This is a genomic window from Streptomyces sp. NPDC048352 (assembly GCF_040651895.1).
Lineage (GTDB): Bacteria > Actinomycetota > Actinomycetes > Streptomycetales > Streptomycetaceae > Streptomyces.
The window spans coordinates 1-21,543 of sequence record NZ_JBEZKZ010000004.1 but is presented as its reverse complement, the minus strand read 5'-3'; the positions used below and the strand labels follow the sequence as shown (position 1 = coordinate 21,543).

Genomic DNA, 21,543 nt, shown 5'->3' with positions numbered 1-21,543 from the left:
GGCGCTCATTTCCGACGAGACCGTCCTCACCTGTGGCACGGCCGCCCTGAGCGTTGCCCTGATCGGCTGGCTCTGCGGCCACCATGACCGTAATAAAGCAGGCCGACGCCTGGCAGCCAAGGGATGGACAGACCATGTGAGGGCCGACGCTACTCAACGTACCGAACCGCCGAGCGAGCGCGCTTACCCCCAGAAGACCGGGCGCTCCGAGACGCGGTAGCGCTGAGGGCCGCCCAGAGCGCGCCTGGGCTCAGGGCGGCCAGGCCTTGCCCTCCATGACGGGCCGCCCGGTGACCGGACGGCCACGGCCGGGGTTTGCGCCACCGCGGGCGGCGGTGGAGTCGGTGGACGCGCAGGCCGTGCGGGCCGTGCGGGCCGGTCTGCCACGGGACCCGCTGTCCTCGTACGAGGCGGCGCAGCAGCTGGAGGCGGGTCTGGCTGGGTGGAAGGTCCCGGTGGGTGCCGCGGCGGTACGGGTTTCTGGCGGGTGCCGCCGCTGAGGTTCGCGGTCTGTCGATGCCCGCCCGTCCCGGGCGCGGACAGCCGCCTCGGGCGGTGCAAGCCTCCTGCCGCCAACCATTCCCGCGGACCGAACCCACGCCCTAGACTGCGACCGCTCCAAGACCTGGCGATCATCGGGAGGGCACGCGAGATGAACCGAGCACTGATCAGCGCATTCGGGGCCGTGGCGTTAGTCGTGGCCGGGGGGACTGTCGCCACCGCTTCCGACGGAGCTCCCCCGCGCACCACACACGGCCCTTGCCACTACACCCAGACTCCGGACGAGCCGCCGGCGCGCTCTGTCCCGCTGCCGCCTGACCCGCGGCGCACCCCCAGCCGTGGCACGGTCGATATGACGGTTCCGACCAGCCAGGGCCCGCTCCCGCTGCACTTGGACCGGGCCCAGGCGCCGTGCACGGTCCAGAGTTTCCTGCACCTCGCCCGGCACGGGTTCTACGACCGCACGGTGTGCCACCGTCTGACGGCGTATCCGACACTGAAGGTTCTGCAGTGTGGCGACCCGACCGGTACCGGCGAGGGTGGGCCCGGGTACAAGTACAAGGACGAGCTGCCGGTGGACCTGCCTCCGGCACCGACCGATCCGTCCGGCGCGCGCCGTCTCTACGGGCGCGGCCTGCTGGCGATGGCCAATGCCGGCCCGGACACGAACGGTTCTCAGTTCTTCGTCGTGTACGGCGACTCCGCGCTGCGACCGAACTACACGGTGTTCGGCACGGTCGGCGCCGACGGCCTGACGACACTCGACAAGGTCGCCGCCGGAGGCATCCAGCCGACCGCGGAGAACCCGGCACCGGTCGACGGCACACCCGTGTTGCGGACCGAGCTGTTCCGCGTCCGGCCGTCCTGACAGCAAAGACGCACCGCGGAGTGGCCACGCCCTCGATGGGCATGCCGTACGCCTGTGGCCACCCCAGGCGGACTACGCCGCCCGGATGAAGCGTCTGGGTGCGGAAGCGCAGGACTCCGGACCTTCTGCCCGGACTGCGCCGAAGCACCCAAGGCCCAACCAGTGGACTCGCTACGGTTCCACCCATGGACATGCGACCCGCGTACGGGTGAGGTGCGAGCATGCCGCATGAGCAGCTTCCTCCCCACCCTCACCGAACGCCGATCGCCGCGGGTCACCTTCATCTCCGCTGCGGACCGCTGGGTGGCCGGGGCCGGGGCCGAGGCCGAGCTGCGGGCCCAGGGCGGGATCGTTCTGCGGCTGGATCGTGAGGAGCTGCGGTCGCGGACAGCGAGATCGGCGAGTTGCAGGCTCCCGAGCGGGGACGGGATCAGTGAGGAGCGACCCACTGAGCGGCGCGGGCGCCGTCGCAGACGGCTGGCACACCGCGGTGAGGTCGGCCTGTGTGGCCTCGACGCCCGCGTTCGGCCGCCGGAGGCCGTCAGTCGGCCGAGGGCGGGGTGGTGACGCGACGCGGTCACATATTTTGCGGACGATGCGCAACCGATCCGCCATCCTGCATGTCACATCATGCAGGAGCGACCAACTCCAATGAGCCGCAGGGGGAAACAAATGCGATTCACCCGTTCCGTCCTCACCACCTCCGCATGCGCCGCCCTGGCCCTGGGGGCCAGCACCGCCCTGGCGGCGCCCGCCACCGCCGCGCCCAACACCACGCCGCAGAAGGTATGCGGAAGCGCCTACAAGACCGTGAACTCGGCCGCCATCGGTTCGCTGGGCACCGTCTACCTGACCTACAACGCCTCGAACGGCAAGAACTGCGTCGCGACGATCCGCAACAACCCGGGCGCAGCCGTGGACATGGCGCTGTGGATCGAAGTCCCCGAGACCTGGGAGCGGGGCGAGGACTACGGTCGGTACACGTCGTACGCGGGCCCGGCCTACGTGTACGGCAAGGGCCACTGCGTCGACTGGGGCGGAGGCATCAGCAACGTGCACGTGCAGGTGTACAACTCCAACTGCGGCGCGCGCAAGGAGCACCGGGTCACCGAGGTCCGCTGACCCGACCCCTGCTGACCGCGACGCTCCGTGTCGTTGCGCGGTCGTCGCGGGGCAGGACCTACGACGCGACCACCACACCGAAACCGCCGTGGTCCGGCTCGCCCTGGCAGACTTGCCCAGTTCTGCCGGGGCGAGGGCGTCCGGCCTCCGGTGGCCGGCCGCCACGCGAGCCGAGCTTCCGGCGGTCGCGCCCGCTGGCCCTGCTGGTCACCCCGGGGTCAGTGGGGCAATGCACCCCAGTTCACCGAAGCCCTCGCCCGGGTCCGCGTCGCCCGGCCCGGCGGACGCCCCCGCACCAGGCCGGACCACGTCAGCGGCGACAAGGCAGACAGACTCACGCTCCGCGAATGATCCGCCGGACACCCCCCAGGTGGCCGGGGGCCCGGGCGACTGGCGGTCGCCGCCGCGGTCACGTCGCGGAGATGGATCCGCCTCGTCCGCCTCCGTGTCCATCGCCGAGAAGGCATGCTCGTACGCCTCATCAACTACGAGCGTCGCCGGGTCCGCGACCCTCTCTTCGTCAGCCGGCAGAGCGAGCACCGTGGGCAGATCGGCGCGCGTCGCGGGGCGCAGGGTGAAAGCAGTCACGTGGACGGGTCCAGGGGCAGCCGGCATGGCACCGACCACAACCGGACCCTCATCGGGACCTACCACCCCGCCCCTGATCACGACTCCGCACAGGCTGGCCGCCTTGCCCTTGCCGGTCCGGCACGGGGAGCCCGTAGGGGCGGCGCAGGTGGACAACGGGCATTCGTGCAGCCCTCCTTAGGATCGGGGCATGGCGATTGAAGAGCGCATACGGTGGGACGGCGTCACCAGCCGCGACGTGTACCCCGAGGACGTCCTGACCCGGCGGGACCTACTGGCCGACGCAGCCCGTGACGGCGACTGGCCGCAGGTGTTCGAGCAGTTGGCGCAGAATCCCGACTGGGTCAACGCGACCAGGGTGGGCGGCTCCAGCTGGTTCACCCCGCTGCACCAGGCGGCCTGGCACGGAGCAGAGGCCGCTGCAGCCGTGCTCGTCGGCTGCGGAGCCTGGCGTACCCTGCCGACCGCGGCGGGGGAGCGAGCCCTGGACATCGCCCTGGCCCGCGGCCACAAGAAGGTGGCGGGCCTGCTCCAGCCCGTGGTGCACCACCCCGTGCCGTCCGCGACGCTGAACGCGCTGGAAGGCCGGCTGCACGCGCTCATCCGCGCGGACAGTCACGGCCTCGCGGACCAGTACCGCCTGAGGTTGCCGACGCTGGCCGTCCTGACCGAACTCGCCGAGGCGCAGATGTACTTCCCCGTTCCCGGCATGTACGGCGGCTTCCGCTACCGGCTGGACGGCGACAGCCTCGTCACCGAGAGTTCCAGCCGCGTCGCCGGCGGCTCGGGCCGACATCACCGCATCACCGTCCGGTCGACCGAGCTGGTCGCCGAGGGGGTCGACTGACCCGACCGGTCCGTGCCCGCCCGTACCCACACGCCGGCGAGTCGGTGGCCCGACTCGCCAAGCGCGATGGCCCACTCAGACGGCCGGCTGTGGGCACCTCCCTCGACCGTGGACGGGGCGGCGGTCGCGGGTCCGTGGCCGGTTTGTGCTGCTGCCGTGGTTGTACGGACCGGCGGGGCGGCCTCATGCCTTGGTTGCACGGTCCGGCGGACCGGGGCGAAAGGTGGAGGTGGGGGATCAACCCGTCGGGCGACGAGCGGACGCCGGAACGGCACGTAGCGTTCCTGCCTGTCGCCCCCGGCGCCCGGGACGGGAGCGGCACCTTCCTGCAAGGGAGGGACCCGCTCTGTCGTTGGGTGGGTCCCGGTCGATGTGCGTTGAAGGGGAGAATCATGATCAACACCAGGAAGTCCGCTGTGCTGCTGTCCGGTGGTGCTCTGGCCGCCGCCGTCCTGATGGGTACGGCCGGTGTCGCCTCGGCGGCCCCGGCGGGAGCCGGGGCGCCCGTGGCGGCGGCCGCGACGGACTCCGGCTGGTACTGCGGCTGGGAGGAGGGCACGCCGTACACCGACCGGGGCGACCGCGGTGACAAGGTGCGCGAGGTGCAGTGCCTCCTGAGGGACGTCTGGCACTTCGACATCGGCAAGTACGGGGTCGACGGCGACTTCGGCAAGGCCACCGAGGACGCGGTAAAGGCGTTCCAGCGCAGCCGGGGGCTCGCCGCCGACGGCAAGGTCGGCCCCAACACCTGGCGCAAGCTCCGGGGTCAGTGACAACGGCCTGTCGGTTGGTGAGCTGATACGACGGGGGATCACCGATCGGTGCCGGCCCGCCCTGGCGGGCCGGCACCACCGACGGCGGTGCCGGCCGGGCGTACGTCGCGCAGCGCGGCGGACGTCCCGGCCACGGCGCTACGGGGTGTCCGCACAGTAGCGCCGGCTGCCCGAAGGGCGGGCCCTGCGGTGCCAGGCGTCGCAGGGCAGGCGGGACTTGCGGACACCCCTAGGACGAGGACCGTTCCGTCTGCTCCCGGCCGGGGGACAGCAGGCCGCTCTCGTAGGCGACGACCACGGCCTGTGCGCGGCTCTGCAGGCCGAGTTTGGACATGACGCGGTTGAGGTGGGTCTTGACGGTGGCGATGCTCACCACCAGCCGCTGGGCGATCTGCTCGTTGGTGAGGCCCTGCCCCACGAGGTGCAGCACCTCCGTTTCGCGTTCCGTGAGGTCCCCGAGACTGGCGGGCTGTGCCCGCGGAGCCTCTGGCCGGTGGGCGAAGGTTTCGACGAGCCGACGGGTGACGGTGGGGGCGAACAGCATCTCGCCTTCGGCGATCAGGGCGACAGCTGCCAGGAGCCGCTCGGGCGGGGTGTCCTTGAGGAGGAATCCGCTGGCGCCGGCCCGCAGGGCCGCGTACACGTACTCGTCGAGATCGAACACCGTGAGCATGACGATCTTCGGCTTGGGGTGGGGTGCCTGGTCGAGGATGTACTCAAGGGCGGCGATGCCGCTCATGCCCGGCAGCCGGATGTCCATCAGGATCACGTCCGGCCGCAGGGAAGCGGCGAGTTCGATCGCCTCTTCACCGGTTGCCGCCTGCCCCACGGCCTCTAAGCCTGGTGTCGCCGCGGCGAGCGCTGCCAGCCCGGCCCGGATGAGGACCTGGTCGTCCACGATGAGCAGCCGTGTCATCGCTGCCGTCTCCCCCCGTGTGTGCGGGGGATGGTCACGTGCCCCCGGTTGTGTCCAGCGGGGCCAGCGGGATGGTGAAGGAGACCTCGAACCCTCCCTCGGCTGTCGGCCCCGCCCGCAGTGACCCGCCGTAGAGTCTCGCCCGTTCCCGCATGCCGGGCAACCCGAGCCCACTCGACGGCAGACCGGCGGCGGGCGCGCTGCCACCCCGGCTGGTCACCTCGCAGCTCAGCAGGTCGGCGTGGAAGACGAGGTTCAGGCGGACCCGGGCGCCATGGCCGGCGTGCTTCACGCTGTTGGTCAGCGCCTCCTGGATGATGCGGTACGCGCACAGCTCCACCCCTGACGGCAGCGGGCGCTGGTGTCCCGAAACCGTCCAGGTGACGTCCAGGCCGGAGGCGCGGGCCCGCTCCACCAGCTCGTCCAGTGCGTCCAGACCCGGCGCCGCCCGGTACAGCGCGTCCTTGTCGGCGGTCTCGGTACCGGTGCGCAGTACGCCGAGCAGGCCGCGCATCTCCTCCATCGCCTGCCGACTGCTGGAGCCGATGGACGCCAGAGCCTGCCGGGCCGCTGCGGGGTCGGAGGTGAACACGAACTCGGCCAGGCCCGCCTGGACAGCGAGCGCGGAGAGGTGGTGGGCCACGACGTCGTGGAGTTCGCGGGCGATGCGCAGTCTCTCCTCTGCGATGGCGTGCCGAGCACGAAGTTCCTGCTCGCGCCGCAATTGCGCCGTGAGCTCGGCGAGTTGGATGTTGCGCTGCGCCAGGCGGCGGCTGCCGGAGGCCCACAACCAGACGACTGCGACCCCGATGGCGGCCTGCGCCAGGGACAGTTCCACCGACAGACGGGCTCTCAGCCCGGCCGCCGCCCATACGCCGGCGGTCACCGCCGCCGCCCACGCCGACCGCCGGGCCGCACTGCGCACGATCACCGTGTAGCAGGCCAGCAACGGGGCCCACAGGTTCGTCGACGGCTGGAAACCGGCCGCCGTGTACGCGGCCAGTGCGCCGCACGAGACGCCGAACGCCACCCACGGTGCCCGCCCGCGCAGCGCCAGGGGGAGGTTCACGGCCAGGCTGAGGGCGATGGCGAGAGGGCCGAAGGGCGGCCAGCCCTCGCTCTGGTATTGGGCGGCGTGGGCCTGCCGTCCGTAGACGACCGTCACGGTCGCCATGACACACGCGAGCAGGGTGTCGGTCACCAGCGGGTCGACGTGTATCCGGCGTCTGCCTGACTGCATCCCCGCAGCGTAGAGGCGCTCGCCCGGGACGTCGTCCACCCCAGGGTTGACCGCGCGGACGGCGCGGGGCGGGCGCCGCGGACCTCGCTGGAGGCGGCGGCCCCGACTCGCGTGACGAGATTTTGGGTCCTGGTCGACGGCGTCGACGACCGGGGTGACGGCGGCAGGCTGGTTGGCTGTCTGCAGGTGACCTACATCCCGGGGCTGGGCAAGGACCGGGCCGACCGAGCCCTGATCGAGGCGGTGCGACCTCGCCCGCAGCCCCGGTGCCGGGCTCGCGCCGCACACGCCGGCGTTTCGGGGCAGGCGGGCCTGCCTCCGAGGACCGGACTGTCGACCCCAGGGGGTGGCGGCGGTGCCGCCGGGCCCGATGAGCGCGGTGCCCCGCGCGGTGCAGGCGGCGCCGAGGACGCGACCGCCGCGATGACCGACCCGGTGCCGAACCGGCATCACCGCCGCGCGGGACATCACCTCTGACGCCGTCCGCACCCGGCCTGCGGGACCGGCCGTGATCCGCCGGGTATCGCTAGAGCCAGCCGCGCTTCGTGGCGTTCACGCCGGCCTGGAATCTGCTGGCGGCGTCCAGTCTCTCCATCAGGCTCGACATCATGCGGCTGACGGTGCGGGCCGAGATGCCGAGGTTGCGGGCCGCGGCCTCGTCGGTGTCGCCTGCGGCGACCATGGCCAGCAGGGCCTGTTCGATCGGGGTGCAGCCGTTGTCGTTGGCGGGGGGCTGTTCGCCGAAGGAGGTGCCCGCCGACCAGCACAGCTCGAACAGGGCGCACAGGGCGGTGATGACGCCGGCGCTGCGTACCTCGATGGCGCCTTTGCGGGGGTCCTGCGGGTCCAGGGGCAGGATCGCGGCCCGCCGGTCGACGATGATCATCTGGATGGGCACGGTGGGGACGGTGCGCATCTGGCCGCCGTGCTCGATGAGCCAGCGGGCGTAGGCGAGGGTGTCGGGGTCGTTGCGGAAGCTGTCGCGGCATACGGCCCGGATGCTCACGCCGCGTTGCAGGGCCGCCTCGTTGAGGGGGGTGGCGGCGTTGCGGGCGTCGGGGCGGTGGGCTCCGCCGGGGTTGAGGGACAGGCATTCGGTCTCGGTGGTCCGCTGGAGTTCCTCCAGCCGGATGCGGACGGCGTCGAGGCCTTCGAGTCGTGTGGCGCTGTCGGACGTGCGCGTGTCGAGGTGTTCGGCGGTGATCGCCGCGATCTCGGCGCGGGCGGTCTCCACTTGGGCCAGGCGGGTGGCGATGTCGGCTTCGGCGGAGGCCAGCAGGGTGGTGAGCCCGACTTCCGGGCTGACGGGGCGCAGTCTTCCTCCGCGCTGGTCGGAGGGCTTGAGGAGGGCGAGGGCGGCCAGTTCGTCGAAGGCGGCGCGGATCACCTTCTCCTGGAGTCCGGTGTCCGCCATCAGGTCGGTGATGCCGTGGTCGGGGTGGAGCAGGGTGGCCCTGTAGACGGTCTCGGCGTGGGGTGAGAGTCCGAGTAATTGCAGCATGCGGTCTGCCTTCGGTCAGTTCCTGGTCTGGGTGGGGGCGGAATCGGTCATGAGTGCAACCTCCCTCATGACCGGGCGGTGTTCAAGGCCGCGGGGGGTGGAGGTGGCGTCTCCCCGCCTGGCGTATTGGCGCCCGTCTGCGGCTAGTGACACCGCCACGGTTGTGGGACAGGCTTATGCCATCGAACGCAACACCCCACAGAACGGGGTGAACGCGACAAGCAAGGCAGAGAAGCTGATTCTGAAGGGTGGAGCCTCCATGTCCCGGGTCGCCGCAGTCCTGCTCGCATCCGCCGCTCTCGTCGTGGCCGTCGGAACCTCCGCAGCCGTCTCCCAGGAGGCCCCGGCCGCCGGGCGGACCTCCGCCAGTGACGGGTTCGGCTGGGGCAAGGGGCGGCAGGTCGTGGCCGACGACGGGTTCGGCTGGGGCGGTCCGCGCGGCAGCGCCGGCCTGCCGGTCATCTGACACGGACCCCTACCGGAGGCCGACGGTGCCGGTTCACACGAGGGCTCCATGTACATGATCACCATGCGGCTGGTCGCTTCCCACGGGACGTGTGCGGCGCCCGGTGACCTCAGGGAGCTCCTCACCGCCCACTTCGATCCCGCGGACCGGATCGAGCACCTGTGGACCCGCGCCGACGGAGACCGGATCGACCTGGTCCTGTTCGTCCTGGCCGCGTGCGAAGCCGACGCCCTGCTCACCGCCCGCGCCGCGTGCCTGCGGGCCGTCGCCCGCACGCCGCGGCTGGTGGCCTGGCGGCTGTCGGACACCGCGGACGCCGGTGACGCCGGTGGCGGCCGCGAGTACCGCTGACGGCACCGGACACCCGCCCGTCCGACGACCCGTCAGTGCGAGGGCCCGTCCGTGAGCGGCCCGCCCGCCGCTCTCCTCACACCCCCGGCCCGCGCGTCGGCCACCACCACGAAGGCAAGAGAGAGGAATCCACCATGCTCGAAACCGCTGACGCAGGGCCGCGTACGGCGCTCGACCGCACCACCGAACGCCGCCACATCGGTACCTTCCAGGTGCCCGACGACGTCACCTCGATGGAGTTCTGCCTGCCGGGAGCGCGGCTGGAGACCACGAACGTGACCGAGAGCGACGGCACGAACGGTGTCGTGCGGGTGACCCGCATCTCCAACGGGCCGGGCATCACCGACTACGTCACCCACGAGAAGGACTTCGCCTACTCCGCCTACGGCATCCACGTCGGCCAGGACGACCGGCTCACCTTCTTCGGCGAGGGCCAGCGCATCACCGTGCACCTGATCGACTGCCGTGAGGACTCGCCCCAACTCGGCGACGAGATCACCATCGAGATGGCCGTCTCGCCCTACCGGGTCCTGATCATCCCCAAGGGCGTCGCCCACACCCTCGACGGCCTGGGCGGAGTGGTGACCCGCGACGAGCCGGTCTGGTACGCAGACCAGAACCCCGACTGGGAACCGGACAACGACCTGGTCTCCTTCCTGCGCTCCTCGCAACAGGCTCCCGTGGTGCGCACCAACCGCCACGAACTGCCGGTCGCCGCGCACCTGCTGCTCTCCCGGATGTCGCAGCAGACCAACGCCCAGGACCACGGCGCCTACGCCGCCCGGTACCGCGTCTCCATCGGCGGCAGCACCACCTACGCGACGCTCAGGCCGGCGTGGCGGGCCGCGGAGACCGGCGCGGACGCCCACCCGTGGTCCTCCCGCAACAACTTCGTGCTGACGGGCCCGGAGTCCTTCACCGTCGTGCCCTCCACCGACAGCTGCACCTCCGACGTCCTCGAAGTGGACCTCGACGGCAGCCGCGCGGAAGAACCCGACGGGGCCGACAGCGGCACCGGCCGGTTCGTCCGCCACGCATACTCCCGCCGCCGCCTGACGTGGCTGGCGGGCAGCACGGACGCGCAGATCGAGGTGGTGACCGCGGACGGCGAGCACTGCGTGATCCGCCTCGGGGACCCCACGATCGGGGTCCGCGTCCCCCCTGGTACCTGGTACCGGCTCACCGGAAGCGGCCGTGTCTGGCTCCGCTCCGAGATGGAACTCCTGGACCTCGAACCCTGGGCCCTGGACCACCCTCTCGGCCGCGACGTCACCACCTCCGCCCTCTCCGGGGCCGTCACCAGCAGGCCCGAGCAGGACGGCGACCGCTACCTGCCCGGACCGGCTCTCCACGCGCTGGCGCGCATGGAGGCCAAGGCAATATCGCTCACCCGCTGAAATCCGACCGCAGGACCCACCGAAGGGAACTCATCATGTCGATCACCAGTGCCGAGACCGCCGCCTGGAAGACCGAGCTCGCCGCCATGTCCGGCGACGTCACCGACCCCGCCGCCCGCGCCGCGCTGGAGAGCCTGAGCTCCGCGCTGGAGCCGTACTTCGAGACCCCGGAGTACTTCCGCAGCATCCTCGGCAAGATCGCCTCGCGGATGATCGACGCCGACACCGAGGAGCAGATCACCTCGCGTTCCTTCGGTGACCTGGCGGAGTTCAAGGCGGCCCTGCCCGAGGGCGTCGTGGTCACCACCGTCTGATCGGCCGGCAGTCGTTGGGGGCGGGTGCACCGGTCCGGTGCACCCGCCCCAGGCACGTGCGACTGCTTCCCAACCCCGCTCCGCAGAGAGGAACGCCGTCCATGTCCGCCCTCCCCAAGCCGCACCTGATCATGACCAAGACCCGTACGACGGGTGAGGAATCCGGTCTCCCGGGAGCGCGGCACATCCGGTCCTCCCGCAACGACCGGCCGTACCACTACATGGTGCACAGCCCGCACTTCGCGTACGAGGAGTACGCGGTGCACCTCGGGCAGTACGACCGGCTGTCCTTCTACGGGCCGGCGGGCACCGGGCCCGTCACCGTCCACATGTACGACTGCCGGGAGGACTCGCCGGAGTACGACCGCAAACTGGTGATCGACGTCCCGGCGGACGGGTCGTGCGTGCTGGCCGTCCCGCCCGGCTACGCGCACTGGTTCGAACGGCTGGAGAACGTGACCACCCGCAACGACTACTCCCTGCACGCCCCGCAGGACCCCGCCTCGCAGTGGTCCCCGTTCGACGACAACACCACGTACTCCGTCGCCGACATGGACCGTGCCCGGCCGCGGGCCGTCGCCAACACCGTCGAGCTGCCGACGGCCGCCCAGTTCCTGATCTCCAAGGTGGTCTCCCGCAGCTGGCTCGGCGGCGCGACCGAGCAGGGCGTCGTGGCCTCCGCGGAGATCGGCGGCGAGTTGCACCGCTACTTCATCGACCGGGACCTCGCCGGGCAGCAGCCCGCCCTGCCCGTGTCCGAACTCGCCACCGTCACCGCCGGGGTCGGCTCCTACCAGTCCATCCGCGACGACTCGTACGGCATCGGCTCCAACGTCGAGAACGGGCTCGCCGACACCATGGTCCACGACCTTTCGGACTCCTGGCCGGGGTATTTCAGCGCACATCCGCACCTGACGCTGAAGCTGTCCCCGCTGCTGTACGACAATCCCGACATGGAACTGCAACTCATCGACCGCCGCACGGACTCACCCACCTTCGGGGCCTGCCAGGTCCTCCCGTTCCCGCGGGACCCGCGGGTCGTCCTGACGATCGAGCCGGGTGTGCTCATGCGGGCCCGGGGCAGCGGGACCCTCCACTACCGGGTGGAGTACGAGGTCCACGACTCGCGCGGCGCGGACCTGCCCGAGCTGTTCGTGCCCGTGCCCGCCGACGGGTTACCGCCGGCCTTCGACGCACCCGGTTCCGCTCTCGCGGGCGATGTCGTACGAGAGCTGGCATACCGGTGAGCGCGACCGAGGAGAAGCCGAGGACGGGCCGCGCCGTGCTGAACTCCGCGCCGCGGTGGCTGACGCTGCTCCTGGTGGTCTTCGCTGCGCTGGTGCTGTCGCGTTCCCTGAGCGAGGGCATCTACGACATCGCGTTCGCCAACCTGGCCCTGGACCTGTCCGGGCTGGTCAGCACGGTCGGCCTGGTGTACTGCGTGGGATACGGGGTGGAGGTCGTCGCCTCGGTCGCGGCCGGACCGCTGCTGGACCGGGGCAACCCGAGGGCCGTCCTGGTTGCGGCGTACCTCGTCAAGATCGGTGTGTTCGTCCTCATCGGCATCGGCTCCTCGTTCCTGTTGTCGCACCTGTGGGCGATCGTCGTCGCGGCGGCCACGGTGGACCTCGTCCACCACATCGGGGAGATGGCGCTGTTCGTGCTCCTGCCGCGGATCCTCGACGCCCAGACCCTCGTACGGGTCCAGGGCATCGGCGGGACCATCCGCTCGGCCTGCGAGCTGCTCTCGCCCGTCGTCGCGGGCCTGGTCATCGCACTGATGCCCGGGTCCCGGGCCCTTCTGGTCGCCGCGGGGCTGCAGGTGATCGCCCTCGCCGTGTTCGCCGCGTTCGTCGCCGTCGTGGCCCGCCGGCCACGGTCCGCGGACCCGGCGTCCGCCCCGGACCAGGGCCCGGGCGAGGAGGCCTCCCGGGCCGCGGCGCCGGAGGAACCGGAGGAGCCGGCCGTCCTGCCGTCGCGTCGCGTGGTGGCCAGGACGCTGGCCACCAGCCCGGCCTGGCGCCGCTTCCTGACCTTCCACGCCCTGACCGTGCTCGCCCTCTCCACCGTCATCCTCTCCCTGCTGTCCCTGATGAGGGAGACCTTCGAGATGTCGCCGGCCCGCGCCGGCTCCTTCCTGGCCTTCTCCACCATCGGGGCCGTCATCGGCGGCCTGGTCGTCGCCAAAGCCGGCCCGGACGGCATCTACTCCAGCCTGCGCTGGGCCACCGCTCTCGCGGGGGCCGGCACGCTGGCGGCGGCGCTGCTCGGCGGGACGCAGTGGATCCTCGCGGCCGCGCTGATCCTCTTCGGCCTGGGCTTCACCGTGTACCTCAGGTCCGCGGGCCTCCTGGTCCAGCTCCGGGCCCCCGCCGCGCTGCTCGGCACCTGGCACGGGCTCCTCGACGCCGTCATCCGCATCGTCAGCGCCGGGGCCATCCTCGCCACCGGGTTCCTCTTCGACCGCTTCGGGGGGAGGCCGGTCTACCTCTTCTTCGGTGCGCTCCTGCTGCTGACGGCGGCCCTGTGGTCGACCTTCGGCGCCCAGGACCGCCAGTCCCTCGGCAACACTGCCCTGCACCCCGCACCGGCCGCCACGGCCCCCTGACAACCGCCGGGCCCGGCCCCGGGACGGGGCGCGGGCCCGGCGGTCCTCACGCGTCCGGTGCCGGGGCGTTCCCGCGCGCGGCGGCCAGGGCGAGGTCTCCCGGCTGATCGCGCCCGCTACCGCGGCATCGCTCTGTCGTGCGAGTGCCCCGTGGAAGGGCGGCTGGCCCCGCCGCGAGGATGCTGGGACGCGGACCCTGGTGTACTGGGCCACCAAGGGCGCAGTACGGAGTCGGCGGTCAGGGTGCCGAGGGTCAGCAGGGCGATGCCGGAGCTGGCGCTGAGGGACGCCATGCACGCAGGGTGTTGCCGACGGCGCATCGGGACGCGGCCCCCTTCGACACGGCCGCCGCCCTGTCCGCCACCGAACTCCTGCACGCCGACCACCCCCTGGGCGACCGGCGACCGTCGGGCCGGTCGATGTGTGATCCAGATGGTGCGTTCGGTACGTGAGAGCTACGACGGGAACCAGACCGCGGGCCGGCTGCGGTGCCGACCGGGCCTGGGGGCGCCGGTGCGGTGCCGGCCGCGGGTGACCGCGGCGGCGGTGGGTCACCTCGCCCGCGCCGGCCTGCCGGTCCGCTGCGGCGGGGACGCCGAGTTTCCCGACGTCCACCCGCACCAGGTGGCCGCCCTCGGCCGCCGCCGGGACTGCCGGCCCCCGCCGCCGACACCGCCCGGCAGCAGCTGGACCCCGCGGCCGCCCACGCCGTACGCGCCTACGCCGCCCGCACCCGGGCCACCGCCGACCAGTTCGCAGGCGTCCTGGAGGACATCGCGGCGAACGGGCTGCCGCCAGTCGAGGAGTGCACCCCGTGGGAGAAGCTGCGCGAACAACACCTCGCCCGCCTCGCCCGCCAGCGCCCGGCCGTCGTCTGATGGCCCCGCAGCGCGGCCCGCGGCGTGCCCGGATCGCCTTCTCCGACTCCGCCGCCAAGCAGCTGAAGAAACATCACCAGCGAGGCGGAGATCCACGCCCTGGACCGCGCCCTGGTCGTCGTCTCCGTCGACCCCGACGTCGGCGAACCCATCCCCGGCGACGCCGCCGGTCCCCAGCTGCGCCATTACACCGACGACATCGAACGCGTCCGGCTCCTGTATTGGGTCACGGTGCTGCGCACCGTGGTCGTCGTCGCCTACATCGAGGTCTGACCCGAACTCGGGAGCGCCGGTGCCGACGCTCGTTCAGCACCTCTCCGGCCGCTGTGATCTCGGAGGGCTGTGCGGGGCGGCTGCTCAGCCGGTCAAACGGTGGGGGGCAGGGGGGGGCCGTCGACGTCCCATCGGCGTGGAGAGGGTCGTTCGTTGAGGCGGCATGCGCATCGGTCAGGGCGGTTGCCACGGCGTCCACGAGCCGGTCGGCAGCGTCGACGCGGCGCACCAGCACGACGCGGCTCGGCGGGTGGCCGTCGACCGGGACGAACGCGATGCCCGGACGCGCGTGCCTGCGCGCGGCCCCGGCCGGCAGCAGCCCGGTCACCCCGTCCCACACCACCGCGTGCAGGCATTCCTCAGCGGACGTAACTATCGGGCCCGGCGTGTCCTCATCGCCCGCGAGCCAGTATGCGCGCCACCGCGTGTCTGTTCCGGCCGGCAGTCGAAAGCGCGGCCGCCCCGCGAGCTCCCGCACGTGCAGTCGCGGCCGTGCGGCGAGCGGATCATCCGCGGGCAGCGCCGCCACCAAAGACTCTGTCCCCAGCGGCCGCACGGTCAGCCCCGCGGTGTCGAAAGGAAGCCGGGTCAGCGCCAGGTCGACCCGACGCTCCCGTAGCCCTCCCGTCGGATCGGTCATCGGCGCCTCGTATAGCCGGACACGCAGCCGGGGGCGGGTGCCGCGCAGCAAGGAGAGGGCGGCGGGACCGGCGTCCAGACCCGCGCCGGCCACGGTGCCCAGGACGACCTCGCGTACGGACTCCGCGGCGCGCACCAGTTCGCGGGCCCGCTCGGCCCGCGCCAGCAGATCACGCGCCTCCGGCAGAAGAACCTCTCCTGCCGCAGTCAGGCGCGCCCCCGTCGGGATCCGCTCGAACAGCCGGGACGCCAGGTCCGCCTCCAGGTCGCGAATCTTGCGGCTGAGGGGCAGCTGGGCGAGATGGAGCCGCGCGGCGGCCCGCCCGAAGTGGCCCTCCTCCGCAACCGCAACGAAGCAGCGCAACGCCTTCAAGTCCATGATCGGCCACGATACCGATAATGGAACCGCCCCTGCGGAACCGGTCTTGGACGCGGTGCGGGATCCGAGGTGAAGTGGAGCCGTCCCTGCGCATGACTTCTGTCGGTCGGCCCAGGACGATCTCGTTCCTCACCCATCGCCGGGCTCCCCGGCGTCCTCCCCTTCCGCAAGGGGCACCCATGTACGCGCACCCCGACGACCTTCACCGCGCCCACTCCGTCGGCGCCGCCGCCGCGCCTGAGTTCGCGGCCTGGCTCGCCCTGCAGAGCGCGGTCGACCGCGAGGACGGTGCCGTGCCGCGCCGCTACCGCGAGCTCATCTCCGTCGCGGTGGCCCTCGTAACCCAATGTGCCTATTGCCTCGACGTCCACACAGCGGCCGCCCGTCGGCACGGCGTCACCGCCGAGGAACTCGCCGCGACCGCCTTCGTCACCGCCTCGGTCCGTGCCGGCGGCACCCTCGCCCACGCCCTCCTCGCCGACCGCCTCTACGAACAGCACGGTCACCATGCCTCCTCTCCCACCCCGACCAGCGCGGTGACCCCGACCTGCTGACGGCTGCGCCGGGCTACAAGGCCGCGGGCGTCCGATCGGATGAAGCGGAGAGGGGTTGCCCCAACCGCCGTGTAGGCGGCCGCTAGAACAGTGCACGGCAGGGGGCACGGAACCTGGTGGCGCTCCGCATGCCCGCGCGCGTCACCCTCACCTGCCTCTCGCGTTTGCAGGCCGTTTGATGTTCTTGGGTTTTCATGTCCTGACCGTGGGCGTTCTGAGGCGGCTATCACGCTGCCGCAGGCCGTCCCGGCCAGCACTCTTCCCGCTGCCATCGCGACGTTCACCGTGAGCGCGAAGCAGGACTGCCGACCTGGACCCAACCGCCTGGACCGCTTCCATCCTGTTCCGAGAGCGAAGGGATCCTCCTGATCCGGGACAAGAAGAAGGTCGTCGGCCGGGCGGTCCTGGACATGACGGAGCAGTACGACCTGTCCGCGAAGAAGGCCGCATTCACTCAGCAGGTCACCTTCACGGTGAAGACCGCCGAGAACATGGCCAAGGGCGCCAGGCTCACCCTGTCCGCGTCGTGCAGCGGCACCTGCAAGGCGAGGGTGAAACTCCCCGCCCTGACGGTGGAAACCGGCAGGCAGACGACAGGCACAATCACCTACCGGGACTCCACGACCAAGCGGAAGACCACCACCGCCACAGACACCGTGACCGCAACCTCGCCCGTGGCCGCCCCGGGCAAGGCGACGTGGAAGTCTCCGACGCTGCGCTGCGACAAGGAGATCGGCGTCAACGCGGGCTGCGTGTTCCCTGCCGCGACCCCGACCCTCACCACGATGAGCCAGCTCCCGGCCATCGCCGCCAACATCCGCCGCGTCATGGACGCCGGACCCCACCACTACGGCTACCGCACCCGCGGCAACCTCCTGACCCGCACCACCGACCCCAAACTCGAGCGGGCCAACCGCAGCACCGCCAGCCCCTCCTCCCGCAAACGCCCCCCGGGCCAGTCCTGCGACGAGTACCCCTTCGCCCGCACCAACCAGGGCGCCTCAAAATCCCAGCGCCGCGGCTGGGGACGGGCCTGGGTCCCGACCTCCGAACAGAACAGCCAGGGCGGCTACCTCCGCCTTCTACCAGGCCCAGCGCGTCTTGAACGGCGACAAATTCTGGGTCGAGGTGACCTGATGCCCACACTCCAGCACCTCACCGCCACCGCACCCCTCTGGGCCAGCGACAGCCAGTAGTACCTCTATGGCACCGAATTCGACCCCACGGGATTCCTCTACACCGGCTTCAACGGACTCCTGGCACCCCTGTGCCCGGGTGCCGGCATCGGCGTTCCCGGCACGTTCGCCGTCATCCTCACCGGTCTCGAAACCGGCTACGTCACCGTCACCCAAGAACTCCACCCCACCAACCCGCCCGCACCCGCCCTGGACGACTGGGACGAGATCGTCGAAGCCAGCCTGGAACTCCCCGAAGGCGACGCCTGCGTCTTCGACGCCCACGACACGACACCGTTCCCTCCCTGTCCGCCTACACGGGCCGGCCCACCCGGATCCGCGTCCACGCCCGCGGCCGCGACGCCGCCCGCAAGGCGCCGGAACCCGACGACGAGCATCCCCTGGAGCAGCACCTCATCCAGCTCTGGCCTGCACCGGTCGCCGAACTCATCCCCCACAAGCTCAGCGACACCACCGGCAGGGCCTATCGCTGACCAGGCGAAGCGGCTGACGCCCTGGCTGTCGACGGCCGGAGCTCCTCCGGCCTCCTGGCCAGGACGGTGCCCTTGACGGCGTCGGACAGTACCCGCTGCCTGCCCGCAGATCCCGCGCCGCCGACCTGCCCCTGGCCCCGCCTCCGGCCCACGGCGCCTCTCCGCAAGGACGATCGGGAAACGGGGTCGACGGCAGGTCCGCCATGGATGCGTCGGGGCCCGAACCGGTACGCGGGCCACCCCCGCCGGCGCTGTACGGGAGTGCCCGCCTCCACCGCCTCTTATCGGCGAGCTGCCCCACGGACTCGGCCCGGGAGGTGGCAGCGGCCACCCGGTGACCGCGTCCGGGGGCGAAGCGCAGCGTGGACATGTGGAGGAGGGCGTACCCCGTCGGGGCGGCGTTCGGTACGTGAGAGCTACGACGGGAACCAGGCCGCGGGCCGGCTGCGGGTGCCGTTGGCGGCCTGGCGGTGGGTGGCCGGGACGGACCTGGTCCCGCAGGACGCCGCCGGCCCGGGGGCGTGTCCGCGGGCGGTGGTGGAGGCCGCCCACCCGGAGCAGGCCGCGCGGCCCTGCGGCAGCCGACCGGTGCCGGGGTGGCGGCGGACCGGCTGACAGAGGCCCCGGGGGCGCCGGTGCGGTGCCGGCCGCGGGTGACCGCGGCGGCGGTGGGTCACTTGGCCCGCGCCGGCCTGCTGGGTCCGGTGTGGGAGCGCGGGTGTTGTTGGCGGAGGCGGCGCGGATGGCTCGGGTGGGTCGGGCCGCGGTGGTGAACTGGCGCCGCCGGCACGCCGACTTCCCAGCTCCGGTCGGCGGCACGGACGTGCATCCGCAGTTCGACCGGTCGGCGGTGGTGGCTTAGCCGCATGCTCACGACAAGATCGGGATGCCGATGGCCACGCCGGCGGCCTCACTGGTCTTAGTCGGCGCCGGGGGCGGTACGTCCCGGTTCAGGCTCGACGGTCCATGGCTGGACCTGGCCGACGATGCCGAAGGGCAGGACGAGTTGTCGGGCTGGTCCACCGATGCGGACGCCGACGAGCTGGCCGCCCTGACGGCGGGGCGTTCGGGGCGTCGGTGGGCCGGCTGACGGCACCGGGAACGGTGCCGTTGGCGGTGCTGGGGGAGGTGCGGGTGGTCGAGCGGTTCCGGTCGGGATCGGGTGACCCTGGGGTGGCCGACTGTCCTGCGCGGTTCTGCCGCGGAGGGGGAGGCGGGCGAGGTGGTCCGGCACAGAGTGCCGACCGCCGGCTCGGGGGAGGGGTGCGCGTGCCGCCGGTACGACTGCGGGGGGCTGGTCCCGGCGTCGGTCCGCCGAACAGGGGACGCAGCCGACCCGGTGATGGAGTTGCAACCCGGCGGCGGGATCCGGCTTGCTGACCGTTCCAGCGGCGGAGGCCTGGCCCGGCTCCCGCCTCGGATACCGTGTTGCTCTACGGGGCGCCATAACGGATGTGACGCCCCCCACTGGAGGTAGTCAGCGTATGAGTTCAAAGCGCAGCAAGAATCCAGCCCTGCCCGTACTTGACGACGCATTCCGACTCGAGTCGGTCAAGGACGCCGAAGAGTCCACCCGTGACTTGGCTGCGCGGCTGGCCACCACCGAGCTGCGCCGCGTTTCCCACCCGGGCCGGGTCACCTGGGAGCCCACCGATCAGGCCGAGCCCGTACCGGTCCCGCCGACTGTGGTCGACGGTGACGGGGACCTGTGGCTGCGGGACCGGGGCACTGGCACCTGGACCATGCCCGAGTTCAACCCGAAGGAGTTCCCGGCCCGCTGTGGCGAGGTTCTGACGTGGAACCAGCTTGCCCGCGAGTTCGGCCCGCTGACCGCACTGGCCGACGACCGCCGCATCGGCGGCGGCCGGCGTCGCTGACCGCGCAGCCTTCTGGGATGACCGCTCCCCTAAAGCGCCCGTTACGGGTAGCTGGGAGCTCCAGCTCACCGCCGAGCTCGACATGGCGGCGAGCAGGTGAGCGTGGTGGTGGCGTGCGACAGCCTCGAGCAGCGTGGTGCGGGCCTGGCGCCACCCGATGTCCTCGGTGCTGCCGGCGTCGGTGAACCAGCCGGGTAGCACAGGGGGCCATCGGCGGCGCTGGCCAGCGTCCGCAGGCCAGCCGGGGAGGTGTGGGGGCTGCACCTGGTGGAGGCACCGATGCGCTGCAGCCATTTCGTCAAGGCCACGCTGGGCACCATGCTCGGCGAGATCAGGAACGCCCGGCACAAGTTCAGCAGCGTGATGTCCACGCCCGCCGGCGGCGACCCCGTCGCGCCGATTGAGTCGATGATGCGGGCCTTGTGGGAGGGGCAGACCTCGCGGCACGGCGGTCAGGCGCCCACCCGGCCGGAGACCCTGGATGCCGCCCGCGCTGCCGCCCACCTCGCTGCCGCGGTCGTGCAGTGGTTCGCCTCCGGGGCCCGTGACCCGCACCCGCTGACCTGCCGGATGGACCTTTAACCGCCGGCCCTGCACGTGGCCGCCGCCCGGGGGTGACCTCGCCGGGGCCCGGACATCGGGATCGTGCCCCGCCCGGACGGCACGGGGCTGGTTGGCATGCCGGTGTGGATGTGGAACAAGCCGGGCCCCACCCGCACCGGGCCAGCGACCGCCTCGGCGTCGGCGGGGTCGGTGACCGTCACCGCGACCGCGACGGTCCGCTGGGGCCCCTCTTTCGGATCAGCGGGCGGACCGCCTAAACCCCGCCCTACCCCTCGGCGGGTGCGCCCGGACCCCGGTCCGGGCGCACCCGCCCATGCATGTACCGGCCCGTGTCGCCCGACTATGCCGAAGCTTCGGTCCCGGCGCTGGGGGCGAACCCGCTCCCCTGCTCGGCGAACACCTTGATCGCGGCGCCCAGGAACTCCACCATCCCGGGGTGGTAGGAATCGTGGAACGCTCTCATGGCCTCGTCCTCGGCGTAGAAGAGGGACATGCCAACGTAAGCCTCCCTGGAGGGGGTGTAGAACCGGCAGACGATGTCGAAGTGTCTGCGGACGAGCTCCTGGATCTTCTGGTCTCCGGGCAGGGAACCGCCGTCCAGGAGAGGCGTCATCTCCCGGTACAGGACGTCCCAGTCCTGGTGGACCCGCTCTCTGTCCACATGTTCCCAGTCGTTGGTCCCGGCAAGGCTCTTCGCCTGCTCGCGGGCCAACGACCGGCGACACTCGTCCTCGTAACTGTTTCCCACGGCACCGGTTCCCAACGTTTCGTCACCTCTCTGGTGGATCCCGAGAGGTCGCCGACATGTCGACATTGACCGGCCATCGATGATCAACTGCCGGTCCAGGCCGTACGGTGACACACAGCCACCGGGTCGGCAAACCATTTCTTGGACCCTCCGGCGATCCGTCCCGGTCTGCCGACGGCGGAAAGGCGCAGCTCGAACGGCGAGCCGTCGGAGCGGGGCGTCCAGCCGCTCGAGGCGAGAGGAACCGCTGGGACTGGTCCGGCGACACCCCTTGACCTCTAGGGCCTGTGAGATGTCGTGATCAGCCGGCGGTCTTCAGGAGGACGTCGATCCAGATCAGTGTGGCGCGGAAGTCGAGGCCGACGGGCAGACAGGCCGCACCGTTTTCTAGCCCCGCGGCCCCCGGGTCGCTTCGGCACGGCGGAAGGCCTCGTCACAGGTCCGGCCGGAGCGGGTGGCCACCAGCGAGA

At 71.8% G+C, this 21,543-nt stretch carries 20 protein-coding genes and 2 pseudogenes; 17 read left to right on the top strand and 5 right to left on the bottom strand.

Features of this window, described 5'->3' with window-relative positions:
- The first annotated feature begins 853 nt into the window (after positions 1-853).
- The 5 genes and pseudogenes from AB0D45_RS03545 to AB0D45_RS03525 all read left to right on the top strand — a co-directional run bounded on the left by AB0D45_RS03545 (position 854) and on the right by AB0D45_RS03525 (position 4,699).
- The gene (locus AB0D45_RS03545; RefSeq protein WP_362455082.1) at positions 854-1,369 is read left to right on the top strand and encodes a peptidylprolyl isomerase; all 516 of its coding nucleotides are present in this window, start codon (positions 854-856) and stop codon (positions 1,367-1,369) included.
- A 672-nt stretch (positions 1,370-2,041) separates the two neighbouring features.
- Entirely contained in the window at positions 2,042-2,491 is a 450-nt protein-coding gene (locus AB0D45_RS03540) for a spore-associated protein (protein ID WP_361600450.1), read from the top strand.
- A 188-nt stretch (positions 2,492-2,679) separates the two neighbouring features.
- A pseudogene (locus AB0D45_RS03535) lies at positions 2,680-2,818 on the top strand (IS5/IS1182 family transposase); the annotation flags it as partial.
- 451 nt (positions 2,819-3,269) lie between these two features.
- Positions 3,270-3,926 carry an ankyrin repeat domain-containing protein gene (locus AB0D45_RS03530; RefSeq protein ID WP_362455081.1) on the top strand — a complete coding sequence of 219 codons (657 nt, stop codon included), beginning with the start codon at positions 3,270-3,272 and terminating at the stop codon, positions 3,924-3,926.
- Between the two features lie 392 nt (positions 3,927-4,318).
- Positions 4,319-4,699 carry a peptidoglycan-binding domain-containing protein gene (locus tag AB0D45_RS03525; protein WP_362455080.1) on the top strand — a complete coding sequence of 127 codons (381 nt, stop codon included), beginning with the start codon at positions 4,319-4,321 and terminating at the stop codon, positions 4,697-4,699.
- A 229-nt stretch (positions 4,700-4,928) separates the two neighbouring features.
- Here AB0D45_RS03525 and AB0D45_RS03520 read toward each other — a convergent pair whose 3' ends face one another.
- From AB0D45_RS03520 to AB0D45_RS03510, 3 genes are all read right to left on the bottom strand, one after another.
- The gene (locus AB0D45_RS03520) at positions 4,929-5,615 is read right to left on the bottom strand and encodes a response regulator transcription factor (RefSeq protein ID WP_362455079.1); all 687 of its coding nucleotides are present in this window, start codon (positions 5,613-5,615) and stop codon (positions 4,929-4,931) included.
- A gap of 34 nt (positions 5,616-5,649) precedes the next feature.
- A complete protein-coding gene (locus AB0D45_RS03515; RefSeq protein WP_362455078.1) occupies positions 5,650-6,855 on the bottom strand; it encodes a sensor histidine kinase in 1,206 nt (401 codons plus the stop codon).
- Between the two features lie 526 nt (positions 6,856-7,381).
- A complete protein-coding gene (locus AB0D45_RS03510) occupies positions 7,382-8,356 on the bottom strand; it encodes a helix-turn-helix transcriptional regulator (RefSeq protein ID WP_362455077.1) in 975 nt (324 codons plus the stop codon).
- A 259-nt stretch (positions 8,357-8,615) separates the two neighbouring features.
- On the opposite strand from AB0D45_RS03510, the gene AB0D45_RS03505 reads away from it, so the two are divergent.
- The 8 genes and pseudogenes from AB0D45_RS03505 to AB0D45_RS03470 all read left to right on the top strand — a co-directional run bounded on the left by AB0D45_RS03505 (position 8,616) and on the right by AB0D45_RS03470 (position 14,643).
- Positions 8,616-8,822: a hypothetical protein gene (locus AB0D45_RS03505; protein WP_362455076.1), complete on the top strand. Its 207-nt coding sequence runs from the start codon at positions 8,616-8,618 to the stop codon at positions 8,820-8,822.
- A 48-nt stretch (positions 8,823-8,870) separates the two neighbouring features.
- Entirely contained in the window at positions 8,871-9,173 is a 303-nt protein-coding gene (locus AB0D45_RS03500) for a hypothetical protein (protein WP_361600426.1), read from the top strand.
- A gap of 134 nt (positions 9,174-9,307) precedes the next feature.
- Positions 9,308-10,570, top strand: a complete 1,263-nt coding sequence (locus tag AB0D45_RS03495; protein ID WP_362455075.1) for a hypothetical protein — start codon at positions 9,308-9,310, stop codon at positions 10,568-10,570.
- Positions 10,571-10,605: 35 nt separating this feature from the next.
- Positions 10,606-10,884 (top strand): hypothetical protein, encoded by a 279-nt coding sequence (locus AB0D45_RS03490; RefSeq protein ID WP_361600420.1) that lies wholly within the window; start codon positions 10,606-10,608, stop codon positions 10,882-10,884.
- Positions 10,885-10,985: 101 nt separating this feature from the next.
- The gene (locus tag AB0D45_RS03485; RefSeq protein ID WP_362455074.1) at positions 10,986-12,131 is read left to right on the top strand and encodes a hypothetical protein; all 1,146 of its coding nucleotides are present in this window, start codon (positions 10,986-10,988) and stop codon (positions 12,129-12,131) included.
- Entirely contained in the window at positions 12,128-13,492 is a 1,365-nt protein-coding gene (locus AB0D45_RS03480; RefSeq protein WP_362455073.1) for an MFS transporter, read from the top strand. The genes AB0D45_RS03485 and AB0D45_RS03480 overlap by 4 nt, the downstream gene beginning before the upstream one ends.
- Before the next feature lie 650 nt (positions 13,493-14,142).
- Positions 14,143-14,370 carry a hypothetical protein gene (locus tag AB0D45_RS03475; protein ID WP_362455237.1) on the top strand — a complete coding sequence of 76 codons (228 nt, stop codon included), beginning with the start codon at positions 14,143-14,145 and terminating at the stop codon, positions 14,368-14,370.
- Positions 14,370-14,643: pseudogene (locus tag AB0D45_RS03470) on the top strand (hypothetical protein). Before AB0D45_RS03475 ends, AB0D45_RS03470 begins: the two are co-directional and overlap by 1 nt.
- Here the strand turns inward: AB0D45_RS03470 and AB0D45_RS03465 are convergent.
- Positions 14,597-15,661: a LysR substrate-binding domain-containing protein gene (locus AB0D45_RS03465; protein ID WP_362455072.1), complete on the bottom strand. Its 1,065-nt coding sequence runs from the start codon at positions 15,659-15,661 to the stop codon at positions 14,597-14,599. The pseudogene AB0D45_RS03470 and the gene AB0D45_RS03465 sit on opposite strands and share 47 nt — an antisense overlap.
- A 179-nt stretch (positions 15,662-15,840) precedes the next feature.
- Between AB0D45_RS03465 and AB0D45_RS03460 the strand changes: the two genes are divergently transcribed.
- The 4 genes from AB0D45_RS03460 to AB0D45_RS03445 all read left to right on the top strand — a co-directional run bounded on the left by AB0D45_RS03460 (position 15,841) and on the right by AB0D45_RS03445 (position 20,343).
- The gene (locus tag AB0D45_RS03460) at positions 15,841-16,215 is read left to right on the top strand and encodes a carboxymuconolactone decarboxylase family protein (protein ID WP_362455071.1); all 375 of its coding nucleotides are present in this window, start codon (positions 15,841-15,843) and stop codon (positions 16,213-16,215) included.
- A gap of 410 nt (positions 16,216-16,625) precedes the next feature.
- Positions 16,626-17,411 carry a hypothetical protein gene (locus tag AB0D45_RS03455; protein ID WP_362455070.1) on the top strand — a complete coding sequence of 262 codons (786 nt, stop codon included), beginning with the start codon at positions 16,626-16,628 and terminating at the stop codon, positions 17,409-17,411.
- 1,957 nt (positions 17,412-19,368) lie between these two features.
- Positions 19,369-19,761 (top strand): hypothetical protein, encoded by a 393-nt coding sequence (locus AB0D45_RS03450; RefSeq protein WP_362455069.1) that lies wholly within the window; start codon positions 19,369-19,371, stop codon positions 19,759-19,761.
- Positions 19,762-20,040: 279 nt separating this feature from the next.
- Positions 20,041-20,343 carry a hypothetical protein gene (locus AB0D45_RS03445; RefSeq protein WP_362455068.1) on the top strand — a complete coding sequence of 101 codons (303 nt, stop codon included), beginning with the start codon at positions 20,041-20,043 and terminating at the stop codon, positions 20,341-20,343.
- Positions 20,344-20,665: 322 nt separating this feature from the next.
- On the opposite strand, the gene AB0D45_RS03440 is transcribed toward AB0D45_RS03445, so the two are convergent.
- Positions 20,666-21,073 (bottom strand): TipAS antibiotic-recognition domain-containing protein, encoded by a 408-nt coding sequence (locus AB0D45_RS03440; protein WP_362455067.1) that lies wholly within the window; start codon positions 21,071-21,073, stop codon positions 20,666-20,668.
- Between the last annotated feature and the right edge of the window lie 470 nt (positions 21,074-21,543).